This window comes from Pseudomonas sp. GNP012 (genome assembly GCF_054343835.1).
On the sequence record NZ_JBTGUU010000001.1, the window covers coordinates 842,898 to 859,069 of the forward strand.

The window sequence follows — 16,172 nt, forward strand, 5'->3', positions numbered from 1 at the left end:
TTGCCCGCAGGCAGCGCGGTCGTTAGGGTGGCCGCCATCGGCCATCCTTGCGAGACGCTTGCATGCTCAATTACCTGTGGTTTTTCCTCGCTGCGCTGTTCGAAATTGCCGGTTGCTTCGCCTTCTGGATGTGGCTGCGCCAGGGTAAAAGCATGTGGTGGGTGGTGCCGGCGCTCCTGAGCCTGACCCTGTTCGCCCTGCTGCTGACCCGTATCGAGGCCACCTACGCCGGCCGCGCCTACGCTGCCTACGGTGGCATCTACATCATTGCCTCGATTGGCTGGCTGGCCGTGGTCGAGCGGATTCGTCCGCTGGGGTCGGACTGGCTCGGCGTGGCGCTGTGTGTGATTGGCGCGAGTATCATCCTGTTCGGGCCGCGATTCTCCGCGTCCTGACAGCTCGTCCCTACAATCACCCGGCTTGTCGGACTTTTCCGTCAGCGGGGTGGTTCAGGGGCTGTCAGTCCAGTCCGGTTTGCTGTCGGAGCATTGTAGGCGTACGACGGGCCGGGCATCTTCAGGGGCCAGTAATCCCTGAAGGACATTCCTTATGCTCGTACTCAGTCGCGTTGTGGGCGAAACCATTTCCATCGGTGACAACATTTGCGTGCGCGTTCTCGCGATCAACGGAAACCACGTTCGCTTTGGCGTCGAAGCGCCTCAGGACGTCAATGTGCACCGCTCCGAAATCTATGAACGCATCCAGAACAAACTGGCGAAAACCAAGGAACGCTGAATCTTCAGTCAAACAGGTGCTTGGGCACGTCATGCTTGAGTATCAGTTGGCATTGCTCGCTTTCCGGGTCGAAGACAATCAGTGCCTGGCCCTTGGTCAGCGCCTGGCGCACGCGCAGAACGCGGGTTTCCAGCGGCGTGTCGTCACCGTTGTCGGTGCCGTCGCGGGTCACGAAATCCTCGATCAGGCGGGTGAGGGTGTCGACTTCAAGTTGGTCGTGGGGGATCAGCATAGGCACCTCGGTTGGATCAATGGCGCGATGCTACGGCGATTGGGCTGTTGCGGCTAGCCTGGGCCATAAGTTTGGCCTGTCAGGCCCCCTTCGCGAGCAGGCTCGCTCCCACAGGGGAATGCACTTGAATGTGGGAGCGAGCCTGCTCGCGAAAGCGGTAGAACAGACAGTACAAGTTGCAGATCAGCTCTCCGACCGCTGCCCCACCAGGCTGTCCACCGACGGCACCCGCGTATCGCTTTCCATCTGCGTGTCATGTTCGAGTTGATGACTGAACCGGTCCAGTGAGCCCTTGGCCGGTTGCGCATCGCTGGCAAACACCGGCGGGCTGAGGATGTAGGCACCGAGCAGGCGGCTCAGGGCGGCGAGGCTGTCGATGTGGGTGCGTTCGTAACCGTGGGTGGCGTCGCAGCCGAAGGCCAGCAGGGCCGTGCGAATGTCGTGGCCGGCGGTGACCGCCGAATGCGCGTCGCTGAAGTAGTAGCGGAACAGGTCGCGGCGGGCCGGCAGCTCGTTGTCGCTGGCCAGACGCAGGAGGTGACGCGATAGGTGATAGTCATACGGCCCGCCGGAGTCCTGCATCGCGATGCTTACCGCATGCTCGCTGGAGTGCTGGCCTGGCGCGACCGGAGCGATGTCGATGCCGACGAATTCACTGACGTCCCAGGGCAACGCCGCCGCGGCGCCGCTGCCGGTTTCCTCGGTTATGGTGAACAGCGGATGGCAGTCGATCATCAGTTCTTCGCCACTGTCGACGATGGCTTTGAGGGCCGCCAGCAGCGCGGCCACTCCGGCCTTGTCATCGAGGTGGCGGGCGCTGATATGGCCGCTTTCGGTGAACTCCGGCAACGGGTCGAAGGCGACGAAATCGCCGACGCTGATGCCCAGCGACTCGCAGTCGGCGCGGGTGGCGCAGTAGGCGTCCAGGCGCAATTCGATGTGATCCCAACTGATCGGCATTTCATCCACGGCGGTATTGAACGCGTGCCCGGACGCCATCAACGGCAAGACGCTGCCTCGGATCACGCCGTTGTCGGTAAACAGGCTGACCCGGCTGCCTTCGGCAAAGCGGCTGGACCAGCAGCCGACCGGCGCGAGGGTCAGGCGGCCGTTGTCCTTCACCGCACGCACTGCCGCGCCGATGGTGTCCAGGTGGGCGGAAACGGCGCGGTCGGGGCTGTTCTTCTTGCCCTTGAGCGTGGCGCGGATGGTGCCGCGACGGGTCAGCTCGAAGGGAATGCCGAGTTCTTCAAGGCGTTCGGCGACGTAGCGCACGATGGTGTCGGTGAACCCGGTGGGGCTGGGAATGGCGAGCATTTCCAGCAGGACTTTTTGCAGGTAGCCGAGGTCCGGTTCGGGGATTTTTCTGGTCATGGAAACTCCTGATGAGTTGAGGTGCCTGGACTGGCCCCTTCGCGAGCAGGCTCGCTCCCACAGGGGAATGCGATCACATGTGGGAGCGAGCCTGCTCGCGAAGGGGTCAGTCCTGACAACGCATAGCTAAGAGACCGCCGGCTGGCTGTGCGGAAACAACAAATCCACAAAACGCTCCGCCGTGGGCTGTGGTTCGTGGTTGGCCAGCCCGGCCCGTTCGTTGGCTTCGATAAACACGTAGTCCGGCTGGTCGGCGGCGGACACCATCAGGTCGAGGCCGACCACGGGAATGTCCAGCGCCCGAGCGGCCCGTACAGCCGCATCCAGCAGCGTCGGATGCAGGATCGCCGTGACGTCCTCGAGAATGCCGCCGGTATGAAGATTCGCCGTACGCCGTACGAACAGATGCTCGCCGGCCGGCAGAATGCTGCTGTAGTCGTATCCGGCCGCCTGCAAGGTGCGAAGGGTTTCCGCGTCCTGCGGGATCTTGCTTTCGCCACCCGTGGCCGCTTGTCGGCGCCGGCTCTGGGCTTCGATCAACTGGCCGATGGAGTGCTGGCCATCGCCGACCACTTCGGCCGGCCGGCGAATCGCGGCCGCGACCACTTCAAAACCGATCACCAGGATTCGCAGGTCGAGGCCTTGGTGGAAGCTTTCCAGCAGCACGCGACTGTCAAACTGGCGGGCCGCCTCGATGGCGTGCTGCACCTCTTCGATGGTCTGCAAGTCGACCGCCACGCCTTGGCCCTGTTCACCGTCCAGCGGTTTGACCACCACGCGCCGGTGCTCATCAAGGAACGCCAGATTGTCATCGGCATTGCCCGCCAGTTGCTGCACGGGCAGGTTCAGCCCGGCAGCCTTGAGCACCTTGTGGGTCAGGCTCTTGTCCTGGCACAGGGTCATGCTGATGGCGCTGGTCAGGTCACTCAGGGATTCGCGGCAGCGTACCCGGCGCCCGCCATGGCTGAGGGTGAACATTCCGGCATCGGCGTCATCGACTTGCACATCGATGCCGCGACGGTGTGCTTCTTCGACGATGATCCGGGCGTACGGATTAAAGGCAGCTTCGGGGCCCGGCCCGAGAAACAGCGACTGGTTGATGCCGTTCTTGCGCTTGATGGCGAAGGTCGACAGGTTGCGAAAACCGAGCTTGGCGTACAGGTTTTTCGCCTGGCGGTTGTCGTGCAGCACGGACAGGTCGAGGTAAGCGAGACCGCGACTCATGAAGTGTTCGATCAGATGCCGTACCAGCACCTCACCGACGCCCGGCCGCGCACAATGCGGGTCGACCGCCAGGCACCAGAGACTGCAGCCGTGTTCCGGATCGTTGAAGGCTTTTGCATGATTGAGGCCCATGACGCTGCCGATGACCGCGCCGCTGTCATCGTCTTCCGCCAGCCAATACACCGGGCCGCCCAGGTGGCGCGCAGTGAGCAGGGTGGCATCGATCGGCAGCATGCCGCGCGCCTGATACAGCTGGTTGATGGCCTGCCAGTCGGCGTCGCTCTGTGCGCGTCGAATGCGAAATCCACGAAACACCCGGGTCGCCTGGCGGTAGTCGCTGAACCACAGGCGCAAGGTATCGGACGGGTCGAGGAACAGCTGCGCCGGCTCCAGCCCCAGCACCTGCTGGGGCGCGGCGACGTACAGCGCGATGTCCCGTTCGCCGGGCTGCTCGTTGAGCAACTCCGCGGCCAGGCTCGCCGCATCGGCAAAGGTGTGGCCGATCAACAAGCGCCCCCAGCCGCAATGCACGGCAATCGGCGCGGCGCCGAGTTCACTGCCATCCTCGGCCAGACGTGCCTGTAAACGTTCGTAGGAAGGCGACTGGCCGCGCAACAGGCGTTGGCTGAAAGCCGTGGCGTGAGGTTTCATCGGTCAGATTCCTTGTTCGCTGAGCCACAGGTTGAGGGCCGCCAGTTGCCACAGCTTGGAGCCGCGCAACGGCGTCAACTGTCCCTGGGGATCGGTCAGCAGACGGTCGAGCATTGCCGGGTTGAACAGGCCGCGATCCTGGCTCGGATCGAGCAGCAACTCACGCACCCACTCCAGTGTATCGCCCTGCAAATGCTTGAGGCCCGGCACCGGGAAGTAACCTTTCTTGCGGTCGATCACTTCACTGGGAATCACTTGGCGCGCGGCTTCTTTCAAGACTTGCTTGCCGCCGTCCGGCAGTTTGAAACGCCCTGGAATCCGGGCCGACAGCTCCACCAGGCGGTAGTCGAGAAACGGCGTGCGCGCTTCCAGGCCCCAGGCCATGGTCATGTTGTCGACGCGTTTGACCGGGTCGTCCACCAGCATCACCGTACTGTCCAGACGCAAGGCCTTGTCCACTGCTGCATCGGCACCGGGCTGGGCGAAATGGGCTTTGACGAAGTCACCGGCGGCGTCATTGGCGGTCAGCCATTTTGGCTGCACGGTCGCCGCGTAGTCGTCGTAACTGCGGTCGAAAAACGCTTCGCGGTACGCGGCATAGGGATCGTTCGCACCGTCCACTTGCGGATACCAGTGGTAGCCGGCGAACAGTTCGTCGGCACCCTGGCCGCTCTGGACGACCTTGCAGTGTTTGGCCACTTCGCGGGACAACAGGTAGAACGCGATGCAGTCGTGGCTGACCATCGGTTCGCTCATGGCGTGGAATGCGGCGGGCAGTTGTTCGATGATCTCTTTTTCATCGATGCGCAATTGGTGATGCTGCGTACCGTAATGTCGGGCGATCAGGTCGGAGTACTGGAACTCGTCACCGCGTTCGCCGCCGGCATCCTGGAAGCCGATGGAGAAGGTCGACAGATTGTCCACGCCGACTTCCCGCAACAGGCCCACCAGCAGACTCGAGTCGACACCGCCGGACAGCAACACGCCAACATCGACCGCCGCACGCTGACGAATCGCGACAGCTTCGCGGGTGCTGTCGAGCACCCGGTCGCGCCAGTCTTCGAGGGTCAGGTTTTTCTCGTCGTCGTGGGGGCCATAGGCCAGGGTCCACCAGGTTTTCTGCTCGGTGCGTCCATCGGCTTCGATGCGCATCCAGGTCGCTGGCGGCAGTTTTTCGATGCCCGCCAGCAACGTGCGCGGTGCGGGGACCACGGCGTGGAAATTCAGGTAGTGATTGAGCGCCACCGGATCGAGGAGCGGATTGATGTCGCCGCCCTTGAGCAATGCCGGCAGTGCTGAGGCAAAGCGCAAGCGCTGGCCGGTGCGCGACAGGTACAAGGGTTTTACGCCAAGACGGTCGCGGGCGATGAACAGGCGTTGGGCATCGCGCTCCCAAACGGCAAAGGCAAACATACCGTTGAGTTTCGGCAGCAAGGCTTCGCCCCAGGCGTGATAGCCCTTGAGCAAGACTTCAGTGTCGCCACCGGAATAGAAGGCGTAACCCAGGCTTTCAAGCTCGGCGCGCAGTTCCGGAAAGTTGTAGATAGCGCCGTTGAAGGCCAGGGACAGGCCCAATTGCGGGTCGATCATCGGCTGCGCCGAGCCGTCCGACAGGTCCATGATTTTCAGGCGCCGATGGCCCAGGGCAACCGGCCCCTGGCTATGAAATCCCCAGGCGTCGGGGCCGCGAGGGGCCAGGTGATGGGTGATTCGTTCAACGGCTGCAAGGTCTGCAGGTTGATGATCAAAACGTAACTCGCCAGCTAATCCGCACATAAATTCCTTACCGGTTTTTCCGTTGGGGAGGGTCAATCGATACTGCGCCAAAATGGCGGGTACTCAGAAACTGACCCGCCTCGGCAAGGGGAGTTTTATATCGATGAGTTATAAGAGGGCGAAACCCGGGCCGAGAGCCGCTGTGCGGGCGCTCTCGACGGCGGTATCGACTATTTGCCGCGGATCAGGCGCCGTAACGCAAACCGGTTGGGATGACAGGCTTCGGCCACGCTCCTGGGCAAGGGCAGGGGCTCGTTGTCCAGCCAGGCGGCCAGCAGTTCTCCTGACAGTGGCGCGGTGATCAGGCCGCGCGAGCCGTGGCCACTGTTGATGTACAAACCGTCGAGCCACGGGCATTCGACGTCCGGCACCTGCCGGGCGTCCTTGCCCAGCGCGGCATAGGCCTGAGCGAAGGCCTGGGTGTCGGCCAAGGGGCCGACGATTGGCAGGTAGTCGGGGCTGGTACAGCGAAACGCGGCGCGCCCCTGGAGGCCCTCGGGGTCGAGGCGATCGATCTCCAGGCGCTCGACCAGATCGTGGGAAATCTCTTCGAGCATGGCCAGGTTACCCAGGTGTTCAGCCGTGGTCGGCGTCAGGTCATCGCTGTTGAAATCGAAACTGGCCCCCAGGGTGTGTTCGCCCAGGCGTGCGGGAGCGACATAACCTTCGGCGCACACCACAGTGCTCAAGGCCTGGCTTTGCGGCGTTTGCGCCAGACGGGTGATTTGCCCGCGAATGCGCTTGAGCGGCAACCCCGCACTTTCGGGGAAACGCTGGATTTCGGCTGCACCGGCGAGGACCACCACGGGGGCGCAGGCAAGCAATTGCTCGCCGTTCCAGGCTTGCCACTGATCCTCGACCTTGCGCAGTTCCAGCGCATCGCAATGCGTGAGCAGTTGAACCCGCGGATGCCCGGCCTGCCACTGGCACAGCGCCGGTGGGTGGACCCACCCGCCTTGCGGATAGAACAGGCCCCCTTGTGCCAGCCCGATCCCGGCCACAGCCTGCGCCCCGGATTGATCCAGCAGGTGCAACAGGTCCGGTGCAAACGCCGCCGCCAATTGCGCCTGGCGTTCGGCTTCCTTGGCATTGAAGGCCAGTTGCAACACGCCGCAATCGTCCCAGTCGCGGCCCCGTTGCAAGTGTTCGAGCAGTCGCCGGGTGTAGCCGAATCCGCTGACGATCATTTGCGACAGCGCCGTGCCATGCGCCGATAACTTCAGGTAGAGCACGCCCTGCGGATTGCCCGAAGCTTCCCGGGCGATGTCGTCGTGACGCTCCAGCAACGTCACTTGCCAGCCCCGTGCAGCCAGGCTGGCGGCGCTGGCACAACCGGCCAGCCCGGCGCCGATTACCAGTGCCCGGCGTTCGCCGCTCGGCGGTGCAGGTCGGGCAAACCAGGGTTTGTCGGGCGCGGGGGCGGGTACGTCGTGGGGCCAGCCGAGGAACTCGCCGCGCAGGATTTCCCATTTGTGGCCGATGCCCGGGGTGCGTTTCATCTTGAAACCGGCGGCGTTGAGCAGGCGCCGCACCCAACCGGTGCTGGTGAAGGTGCTGATGGATGCACCAGGAGCGGCCAGGCGCGCCAGTTCGGCAAACAGTTCGGCGGTCCACATGTCAGGGTTTTTCGCCGGAGCGAAACCGTCGAGGAACCAGGCATCGATCCGGGCGTCGAGTTGGGGCAGTTGTTCCAGCGCGTCGCCGATCAGCAGGGTCAGGGTGACGCGGCCGTGGTCCAGTGTCAGGCGCTGAAAGCCCTGATGGATGGCTACGTATTGCTCAAGCAGTTGATCGGCAAATACCTTGAGTTCCGGCCACAGCGCCAGGGCACGTTGCAAGTCGGCCGGGCTCAACGGGTACTTTTCGACGCTGACAAAATGCAGTCGCGCACCGGCCACGGCGTGTTGCTCGAACACCTGCCAGGCGCACAGGAAATTCAGCCCGGTGCCGAACCCCGTTTCACCGATGACCAGCCGCCCGCCCTCGGGCAAGGCCGCAAAGCGTTCCGCCAAACGGTTCTGTTCGATGAACACGTAGCGGGTTTCGTCCAGACCCGATTTGTCGGAGAAATACACATCATCGAACACTCGAGAATACGGGCGACCTTGGTCGTCCCAGTCGAGCTGGGCGTGGGGCAATACAGGTTTCATGGCAGGCTCGGCAACGGCAAGGTCGCCATTCTAGCCGATCGATGGTGCGTTGCTTGATCCGTGGCAAGGCATGCATTGGCTGAGTAGGAGAAAATCTTCGACGTGCCCGAACCTTTTGCGGCGAGAGGGCTGTTGTGGCGAGGGGGCTTGCCCCCGTTGGGTCGCGAAGCGGCCCTGAAATCAGCCAACCGGGTCTGTCAGGTAAATCCGGTTGGCTGGTTTTACGACTGCTTCGCAGCCGAACGGGGGCAAGCCCCCTCGCCACAGGTGTTGGTGGCGTTAGGGAAAAACTCTGCTGGCCTTCAGTTCAATCCGCTAGTCTTGCTCACATCTGGAAGGGAGCCATCCATGTTCGAATCCGCCGAAATCGATCACGTCATCGACAAAGAAACCTACGACGCCGAAGAACCGGCCCTGCGCGAGGCGTTGCTCGAAGCGCAGTTCGAATTGCAGCAGCAACGCCGCTTTCCGGTGATCATTTTGATCAATGGCATCGAAGGTGCCGGCAAGGGCGAGACGATCAAGTTGCTTAACGAGTGGATGGACCCGCGCCTGATCGAGGTCCGTACCTTCGATCAGCAAACCGACGAAGAACTGGCGCGGCCACCGGCCTGGCGCTACTGGCGGATGCTCCCGGCCAAGGGACGCATGGGGATTTTCTTCGGCAACTGGTACAGCCAGATGCTGCAGGGGCGGGTCCATGGCGAGTTCAAGGATCCGCGGCTGGACCAGGCGATCAATGGCGCCGAGCGCCTGGAAAAGATGCTCTGCGATGAAGGTGCGCTGATCTTCAAGTTCTGGTTTCACCTTTCCAAGAAGCAGATGAAGGCACGCCTGAAGGCATTGGCCGACGACCCGCTGCACAGCTGGCGCATCAGCCCGCTGGACTGGCAGCAATCGGAAACCTATGACAGGTTCGTGAAGTATGGCGAGCGGGTGCTGCGCCGTACCAGTCGCGACTATGCACCCTGGCATGTGATCGCCGGGGCGGATGCCCATTATCGCAGTCTGGCCGTGGGGCGGATTCTGCTGGCGGGCCTGCAGGGCGCATTGCAACGGCCGACGATTCATCCGGAAAAGGTCAGCGCCGCGCCAGTGTTCCCCAGTGTCGATCAAGTGAACCTGCTCGACAGCCTGGACCTGAGCCTGCACCTGGACAAGGAGGATTACGAAGAACAGCTGATCACCGAGCAGGCGCGTTTTTCCGGGTTGATGCGTGACAAGCGCATGCGTCGCCATGCGCTGGTGACGGTGTTCGAGGGCAACGACGCGGCAGGCAAGGGCGGGGCGATTCGCCGGGTGGCGGCGGCGCTTGATCCGCGCCAATACAGCATCGTGCCGATTGCCGCCCCCACTGAAGAGGAGCGGGCGCAACCCTATCTTTGGCGCTTCTGGCGGCACCTCCCGGCCCGGGGCAAGTTCACCGTGTTCGACCGCTCCTGGTATGGCCGGGTGTTGGTGGAGCGCATCGAAGGGTTTTGCAGCCCGGCAGACTGGCTGCGTGCCTACGGTGAAATCAACGACTTCGAGGAACAACTCACCGACGCCGGTGTGATCGTGGTCAAGTTCTGGCTGTCCATCGACAAACAGACGCAACTGGAGCGCTTTGAGGAACGCGAAAAGATTTCCTTCAAACGCTTCAAGATCACTGAAGATGACTGGCGCAACCGTGAAAAATGGGATGACTATCGCGCAGCGGTCGGCGACATGGTCGACCGTACCAGTACCGAGATTGCGCCATGGACCCTGGTGGAAGCCAACGACAAGCGCTGGGCGCGAGTCAAAGTCTTGCGCACCATCAATCGGGCAATGGAGGAGGCTTTCGAAAAAGCCGACCGGCATGAGCGCAAGAAGCAGAAGGACAAGGATTGAGGCGATGGTTACGCATACGCGAGGTGAATGATTGTCGCGGTCGGTGAAGGGCTGGACTTATGCTCGGTCCACTCTCAACCGACAACAACAATGAGGTATGCCATGCGTGAAGTGGTGATCGTCGACAGCGTGCGGACCGGCCTGGCCAAATCCTTTCGCGGCAAATTCAACATGACCCGCCCGGACGACATGGCGGCACACTGTGTCGATGCCTTGTTGGCGCGCACCGGTATCGATCCGGCAAGCGTCGAGGACTGCATCGTTGGCGCCGGCTCCAACGAAGGTGCCCAGGGTTTCAATATCGGGCGCAACGTCGCGGTGCTGTCGCGCCTGGGCATCGGCACGGCCGGCATGACCCTCAACCGCTTCTGTTCCTCGGGCTTGCAGGCGATCGCCATCGCCGCCAACCAGATCGCTTCGGGTTGCAGCGACATCATCGTCGCCGGTGGCGTCGAGTCCATCAGCCTGACCATGAAAAGCGTCAACACCGACAACCTGATCAACCCGCTGCTCAAGGAGCAGGTGCCGGGCATCTATTTCCCGATGGGCCAGACGGCTGAAATCGTCGCGCGTCGGTACAACGTCAGCCGCGAAGAGCAGGACCTGTACGCGCTGCAAAGCCAGCAGCGCACCGCCGAGGCTCAGGCCGCCGGGCTGTTCACTGATGAAATCGTGCCGATGGCGGTGAAGTACCGCGTCGAAGACAAGGCGACCGGCCAGGCGCAGATCCTCGACGGCATCGTCGACCGCGACGACTGCAACCGCCCCGACACCACCCTGGAAAGCCTGGCCGGCTTGAAACCGGTGTTCGCCGAAGATGGCTCGGTCACGGCCGGCAACTCTTCACAACTGTCGGACGGGGCGTCCATGACCCTGGTGATGAGCCTGGAAAAGGCACTGGAACTGGGGCTCAAGCCGAAAGCGTTCTTCCGCGGTTTTACCGTGGCCGGTTGCGCGCCGGACGAGATGGGCATCGGCCCGGTGTTTTCGGTGCCGAAACTGCTCAAGGCCAAAGGCTTGCACGTTGCCGATATCGATCTGTGGGAACTCAACGAGGCGTTCGCTTCGCAGTGCCTCTATAGCCGTAATCGCCTGGAAATCGACAACGCCCGGTACAACGTCAACGGCGGCTCGATCTCCATCGGCCACCCGTTCGGCATGACCGGTTCGCGTCAGGTCGGGCACCTTGTGCGTGAACTGCAGCGGCGCAATCTGCGTTACGGCATCGTCACCATGTGCGTGGGGGGCGGGATGGGGGCGACCGGGCTGTTCGAAGCGGTGCGCTAGGCCTCGATATTTCTCGTTGTCAGTTAGATAGCCATCGCGAGCAAGCTCGCTCCCACAGGTTTTGTGGTGACCAAAGAACCTGTGGGAGCGAGCTTGCTCGCGATGGGCGCGCCACGGTCAAAAAACATCCCCCGAAGATTACGACCCGCACAGTTTCAATCGCGGCCAGACCGTAACTGTCCCTGTGTGCGTCACCGCTCTGCGCCTAGAATGACGGCTCCTGTCAGTTGGCTTCGGGGTTCACATGCACATTTCATCGGGTCGCTGGGTTTACGGTCTGTTCCTGGCCTTGCTGACCGCGTTGTTGTGGGGAATCCTGCCGATCAAGCTCAAGCAAGTGTTGCTGGTGATGGACCCGGTGACGGTGACCTGGTTTCGCCTGCTGGTGTCTGGCGGTTGTCTGTTCCTTTACCTGGCGGCCACCAGGCGCCTGCCCAGCCACAAAGTGCTCGGTCCTCGCGGTGGCTGGCTGGTGCTGATGGCCGTGCTTGGCCTGGTGGGCAACTATGTCTTGTATTTGATGGGCCTGAACCTGCTCAGCCCCGGCACCGCGCAATTGGTAGTGCAGATGGGGCCGATCATGCTGCTGATCGCCAGTCTGTTTGTGTTCAAGGAACGCTTCAGCCTGGGGCAGGGGATTGGCCTGCTGGTGCTGCTGATCGGCTTTGCGCTGTTCTTCAACCAGCGCTTGAGTGAATTGCTCACGTCGCTGACCGACTACACCGCCGGCGTTCTGCTGGTGCTGTTGGCGTCCACGGTCTGGACATTCTATGCCCTGGGGCAGAAGCAATTGCTGACGGTGTGGAATTCGCTGCAGGTGATGATGGTGATCTACCTGTTTTGCGCGGCGCTGCTGACGCCCTGGGTGCATCCGCTTGAAGCGCTGCAATTGAACCCCTTGCAGGGGTGGTTGCTGCTCGCGTGCTGTCTCAACACCCTGATTGCCTATGGCGCTTTTGCCGAGGCCCTGGCCCACTGGGAAGCTTCCCGGGTCAGCGCGACGCTGGCCATCACGCCGTTGGTGACTTTTGCGGCGGTTGCCATGGCGGCATGGCTGTGGCCCGAGTATGTGCATGCCGAGACGATCAATGGGTTGGGTTATGGCGGTGCGGTGCTGGTGGTGCTGGGGTCGGCGCTGGTGGCGTTGGGGCCGTCATTGATTGCAGGGTTGAAAGCGCGGAAAGTGCGGATGGCAGCCAGTTAGACTGCGTCATCGTTCATCGCGGGCAAGCCACGCTCCCACAGGTTTTGCGTCGTCCACAATGTTCATGGACGACTCGAAACCTGTGGGAGCGGGCTTGCCCGCGAAGACGGACTATCAGGCGCTACAGATTCAGCCCTTGGCCCCGGCCTCCAGCATATTCTCCGGCCTTACCCAGGCATCGAACTCTTCATCAGTCAGATACCCCAACTGCAACGCCGCCTCACGCAAGGTCAGCCCTTCGCTGTAGGCCTTCTTGGCGATCTCCGCCGATTTGTCGTAACCAATGTGCGGGTTCAGTGCCGTCACCAGCATCAGGCCACGTTCCAGGTGTTCAGCCATTTTTCCCGCATCCGGCTCCAGACCCGCCACGCAGTGCTGCTGGAAGTTGCTGCAGCCATCACCGAGCAATCGGATCGATTGCAGCAGGTTATGGATGATCACCGGTTTGAACACGTTCAACTGCAAGTGGCCCTGACTGGCCGCAAAGCCGATAGCGACGTCGTTGCCCAGCACCTGGCAGGCCAGCATCGATAGCGCTTCGCACTGGGTCGGGTTGACCTTGCCCGGCATGATCGAACTGCCCGGCTCATTGGCCGGCAGCCTGACTTCGGCAAAGCCAGCGCGGGGACCGGAGCCCAGCAGGCGCAGATCGTTGGCGATTTTCATCAGGGTCACGGCGAGGGTTTTCAGCGCGCCGGACAGCGTGGTCAGCGGCTCATGGCCGGCCAGTGCGGCAAATTTGTTCGGCGCGGTGATAAACGGCAAACCGGAGAGGGCGGCCAGTTCGGCGGCGATGGCTTCACCGAAACCGTGGGGCGAATTCAGCCCGGTGCCGACCGCTGTGCCGCCCTGGGCCAGCTCGCAGACCGCGGGCAGTGCGCTGCGGATCGCCCGCTCGGCGTAATCGAGTTGCGCGATGAAGGCCGAGATTTCCTGGCCGAAGCTGATCGGTGTCGCATCCATCATGTGGGTGCGGCCGGTCTTGACCAGCTTCATATGGCGAGCAGCCAGCTCGGCCAGGCCGCCGGACAATTCGCTGATCGCCGGCAGCAAGTGCTGCTGCACCGCCTGCACGGCCGCGATGTGCATGGCGGTGGGGAAACAGTCGTTGGAGCTCTGGGAGCGATTGACGTGATCGTTGGGGTGCACGGGGGACTTGCCGCCACGGGGGTTGCCAGCCAGCTCGTTGGCGCGACCGGCGATGACTTCGTTGACGTTCATGTTGCTCTGGGTGCCACTGCCGGTTTGCCAGACCACCAGCGGAAACTGGTCGTCGTGGTCGCCGGCGAGCACCTCGTCGGCGGCCTGCTCGATCAGACGGGCGATATCGGCGGGCAGGTCGCCGTTGCGATCATTGACCCGCGCCGCGGCTTTCTTGATCAGCGCCAGGGCATGCAACACCGCCAGCGGCATGCGTTCGTTGCCGATGGCGAAGTTGATCAGCGAGCGTTGCGTCTGAGCACCCCAATAGGCTTCATCCGGGACTTCAACCTGGCCGAGGCTGTCGGTTTCGATACGGCTCATCTTGCTCACTCCTGTAGGTCCGATTGCGCAGTTTAGGCCGTGATCGACGGCCGTGGTTCCATCAGTCTGAATTTGTCCATTCAACCCCTCTAAATCAGGTGCGACAAGGCTTGGGGTTGAGCGACACACTTTTTTAGGCGCAGAATGGACGCCCTTGGGGTCTTACCTCGCCAGCTAGAAAAGGAAACTCGATGACTCGTCTTCGTGCCATCTGTACCGCCGTTGCTTTGGTCTGCGCCAGCGGCCAGGTTCTCGCCGACACCGCCAGCCATAACGCCAGTGCCGAGGCTTTCCTGACCATGGCGCACGCTGACAAACTGGGCACTCCGGTGTACATGCAAGTACAGCAGATGTTTGCCCAGCGTTTCGAACAGTCCAAAGCCCCTGAATCGAAAAAAGCCGTACTGGAAACCTACCAGGCCAAGGCTAACGCCGCTCTGGACCAGGCCATTGGCTGGAACAAGCTGAAGCCGGACATGGTCAAGCTGTACACCAGCAATTTCAGCGAATCCGAGCTCAAGGACCTGGTTGCGTTCTACCAGTCGCCACTGGGCAAGAAAGTCATGGAAAAAATGCCCCAGCTGACCCAGCAATCGGCCCAGATGACCCAGTCCAAGCTGGAAAGCGCTGTGCCGGTGGTCAACAAGCTGCTGGCTGACATGACGGCCGAGCTGGCCCCGAAAGACGCGGCTGCACCCGCCAAGAAAAAGCCTTAAGCGGAGTTCGGTATGACTATGCAACAACGCATCGAATCGACGCTCGCCCTGCTTCAGCCCGAGCATCTGCAAGTGCTGGATGAGAGCCACATGCACAGCCGTGGGCTGCAAACCCATTTCAAGGCCGTGGTGGTCAGCGCGCAGTTCGATGGCCTGAACCGGGTCAAGCGTCACCAGAAAGTCTACGGCACGCTCGGCGAGCTGATGGGCGAGTTCCATGCGTTGGCGCTGCATACCTACACGCCAGAGGAATGGGCACAGATCGACGCGGCTCCGGCCTCGCCGACCTGTGCTGGCGGCAGCAAGCATTAAGATCAAAAGATCGCAGCCTGCGGCAGCTCCTACAGGAAATTGTATTCCCATGTAGGAGCTGCCGCAGGCTGCGATCTTTTTTGTTAGAATGCCCAACGCGCCGCTCACCCGGCGCGTTTTTTTTCGCATCCGGTTCACCCCTTACGAGGGTAGCCACCTGGAGATTTACCCATGACACAACAGATTGTCGTGGCGGCACTGTATAAGTTCGTCACCCTGGAAGATTACGTCGCCCTGCGCGAGCCCCTGCTGCAAGCGATGGTCGACAACGGCATCAAAGGCACCCTGCTGATTGCCGAAGAAGGCATCAACGGCACCGTGTCCGGCAGCCGCGAAGGCATCGACGGGCTGATGGCCTGGCTCAAGAACGACCCACGCATGGACGACATCGACCATAAAGAGTCGTACTGCGATGAGCAGCCGTTCTACCGCACCAAAGTCAAACTCAAGAAAGAAATCGTCACCCTCGGTGTGGAAGGCGTGGACCCGAACAAAAAGGTCGGCACCTACGTCGACCCGCAAGACTGGAACGCGCTGATCAGCGACCCGGAAGTGCTGTTGATCGACACCCGCAACGATTACGAAGTCTCGATTGGCACCTTCGAAGGCGCCATCGACCCGAAAACCACCAGTTTTCGCGAATTTCCCGACTACATCAAAGCCAACTTCGACCCGGCAGTGCACAAGAAGGTCGCGATGTTCTGCACCGGCGGCATCCGCTGCGAGAAAGCGTCGAGCTACATGCTCAGCGAGGGCTTCGGTGAGGTCTACCACCTCAAGGGCGGCATCCTGAAGTACCTCGAAGAGGTGCCGCAGGAAGAAACCAAGTGGCAGGGCGACTGTTTCGTGTTCGACAACCGCGTGACCGTGCGACACGACCTGAGCGAAGGTGACTACGATCAATGTCATGCCTGCCGCACTCCGGTCAGCATCGAAGACCGCGCGTCCGAGCATTACGTGGCCGGCATCAGTTGCCCGCATTGCTGGGATAAGCTGAGTGAGAAGACCCGTCGCAGTGCCATCGACCGGCAGAAGCAGATCGAGCTGGCCAAGGCTCGTAACCAGCCTCACCCGATCGGCTACAACTACAAGCAAGCATCCACCGAGGCCTGAAC

Annotated in this window: 14 protein-coding genes; 8 read left to right on the forward strand and 6 right to left on the reverse strand. The window is 62.0% G+C overall.

Annotated elements, in window-relative coordinates; translation table 11 throughout:
* Window positions 1-62: 62 nt before the first annotated feature.
* A complete protein-coding gene (locus ACXX83_RS03765; protein ID WP_008004345.1) occupies window positions 63-395 on the forward strand; it encodes a YnfA family protein in 333 nt (110 codons plus the stop codon).
* A 154-nt stretch (window positions 396-549) separates the two neighbouring features.
* Complete coding sequence (gene csrA / locus ACXX83_RS03770) at window positions 550-735, forward strand: carbon storage regulator CsrA (RefSeq protein ID WP_104448987.1); 186 nt, start codon at window positions 550-552, stop codon at window positions 733-735.
* A 4-nt stretch (window positions 736-739) separates the two neighbouring features.
* Here the strand turns inward: csrA and ACXX83_RS03775 are convergent, their stop codons facing one another.
* From ACXX83_RS03775 to mnmC, 5 genes are all read right to left on the reverse strand, one after another.
* Complete coding sequence (locus ACXX83_RS03775; protein WP_458547599.1) at window positions 740-967, reverse strand: YheU family protein; 228 nt, start codon at window positions 965-967, stop codon at window positions 740-742.
* Between the two features lie 183 nt (window positions 968-1,150).
* Complete coding sequence (locus ACXX83_RS03780; RefSeq protein ID WP_458547600.1) at window positions 1,151-2,341, reverse strand: osmoprotectant NAGGN system M42 family peptidase; 1,191 nt, start codon at window positions 2,339-2,341, stop codon at window positions 1,151-1,153.
* A gap of 126 nt (window positions 2,342-2,467) precedes the next feature.
* Window positions 2,468-4,216 carry an N-acetylglutaminylglutamine synthetase gene (ngg, locus tag ACXX83_RS03785; protein WP_458547601.1) on the reverse strand — a complete coding sequence of 583 codons (1,749 nt, stop codon included), beginning with the start codon at window positions 4,214-4,216 and terminating at the stop codon, window positions 2,468-2,470.
* Window positions 4,217-4,219: 3 nt separating this feature from the next.
* The gene (locus ACXX83_RS03790; protein WP_458547602.1) at window positions 4,220-5,992 is read right to left on the reverse strand and encodes an N-acetylglutaminylglutamine amidotransferase; all 1,773 of its coding nucleotides are present in this window, start codon (window positions 5,990-5,992) and stop codon (window positions 4,220-4,222) included.
* A gap of 170 nt (window positions 5,993-6,162) precedes the next feature.
* Window positions 6,163-8,142 carry a bifunctional tRNA (5-methylaminomethyl-2-thiouridine)(34)-methyltransferase MnmC2/FAD-dependent 5-carboxymethylaminomethyl-2-thiouridine(34) oxidoreductase MnmC1 gene (gene mnmC, locus ACXX83_RS03795; protein WP_458547603.1) on the reverse strand — a complete coding sequence of 660 codons (1,980 nt, stop codon included), beginning with the start codon at window positions 8,140-8,142 and terminating at the stop codon, window positions 6,163-6,165.
* Between the two features lie 348 nt (window positions 8,143-8,490).
* Between mnmC and pap the strand changes: the two genes are divergently transcribed.
* From pap to ACXX83_RS03810, 3 genes are all read left to right on the forward strand, one after another.
* The gene (gene pap, locus ACXX83_RS03800) at window positions 8,491-10,014 is read left to right on the forward strand and encodes a polyphosphate:AMP phosphotransferase (protein WP_015093963.1); all 1,524 of its coding nucleotides are present in this window, start codon (window positions 8,491-8,493) and stop codon (window positions 10,012-10,014) included.
* Between the two features lie 102 nt (window positions 10,015-10,116).
* Window positions 10,117-11,301 carry a thiolase family protein gene (locus tag ACXX83_RS03805; protein WP_217837506.1) on the forward strand — a complete coding sequence of 395 codons (1,185 nt, stop codon included), beginning with the start codon at window positions 10,117-10,119 and terminating at the stop codon, window positions 11,299-11,301.
* 244 nt (window positions 11,302-11,545) lie between these two features.
* Window positions 11,546-12,505, forward strand: a complete 960-nt coding sequence (locus ACXX83_RS03810) for a DMT family transporter (RefSeq protein WP_407800522.1) — start codon at window positions 11,546-11,548, stop codon at window positions 12,503-12,505.
* 129 nt (window positions 12,506-12,634) lie between these two features.
* Here the strand turns inward: ACXX83_RS03810 and ACXX83_RS03815 are convergent, their stop codons facing one another.
* The gene (locus ACXX83_RS03815) at window positions 12,635-14,029 is read right to left on the reverse strand and encodes a class II fumarate hydratase (protein WP_217837507.1); all 1,395 of its coding nucleotides are present in this window, start codon (window positions 14,027-14,029) and stop codon (window positions 12,635-12,637) included.
* A 191-nt stretch (window positions 14,030-14,220) separates the two neighbouring features.
* Between ACXX83_RS03815 and ACXX83_RS03820 the strand changes: the two genes are divergently transcribed.
* The 3 genes from ACXX83_RS03820 to trhO all read left to right on the forward strand — a co-directional run bounded on the left by ACXX83_RS03820 (window position 14,221) and on the right by trhO (window position 16,170).
* Window positions 14,221-14,745, forward strand: coding sequence for a DUF2059 domain-containing protein (locus ACXX83_RS03820; RefSeq protein WP_015093967.1), 525 nt, complete (start codon window positions 14,221-14,223; stop codon window positions 14,743-14,745).
* A gap of 12 nt (window positions 14,746-14,757) precedes the next feature.
* Window positions 14,758-15,057 (forward strand): BolA family protein, encoded by a 300-nt coding sequence (locus ACXX83_RS03825; protein WP_007973667.1) that lies wholly within the window; start codon window positions 14,758-14,760, stop codon window positions 15,055-15,057.
* A gap of 171 nt (window positions 15,058-15,228) precedes the next feature.
* Entirely contained in the window at window positions 15,229-16,170 is a 942-nt protein-coding gene (gene trhO / locus ACXX83_RS03830; RefSeq protein WP_015093968.1) for an oxygen-dependent tRNA uridine(34) hydroxylase TrhO, read from the forward strand.
* The last annotated feature ends 2 nt before the right edge of the window (window positions 16,171-16,172 follow it).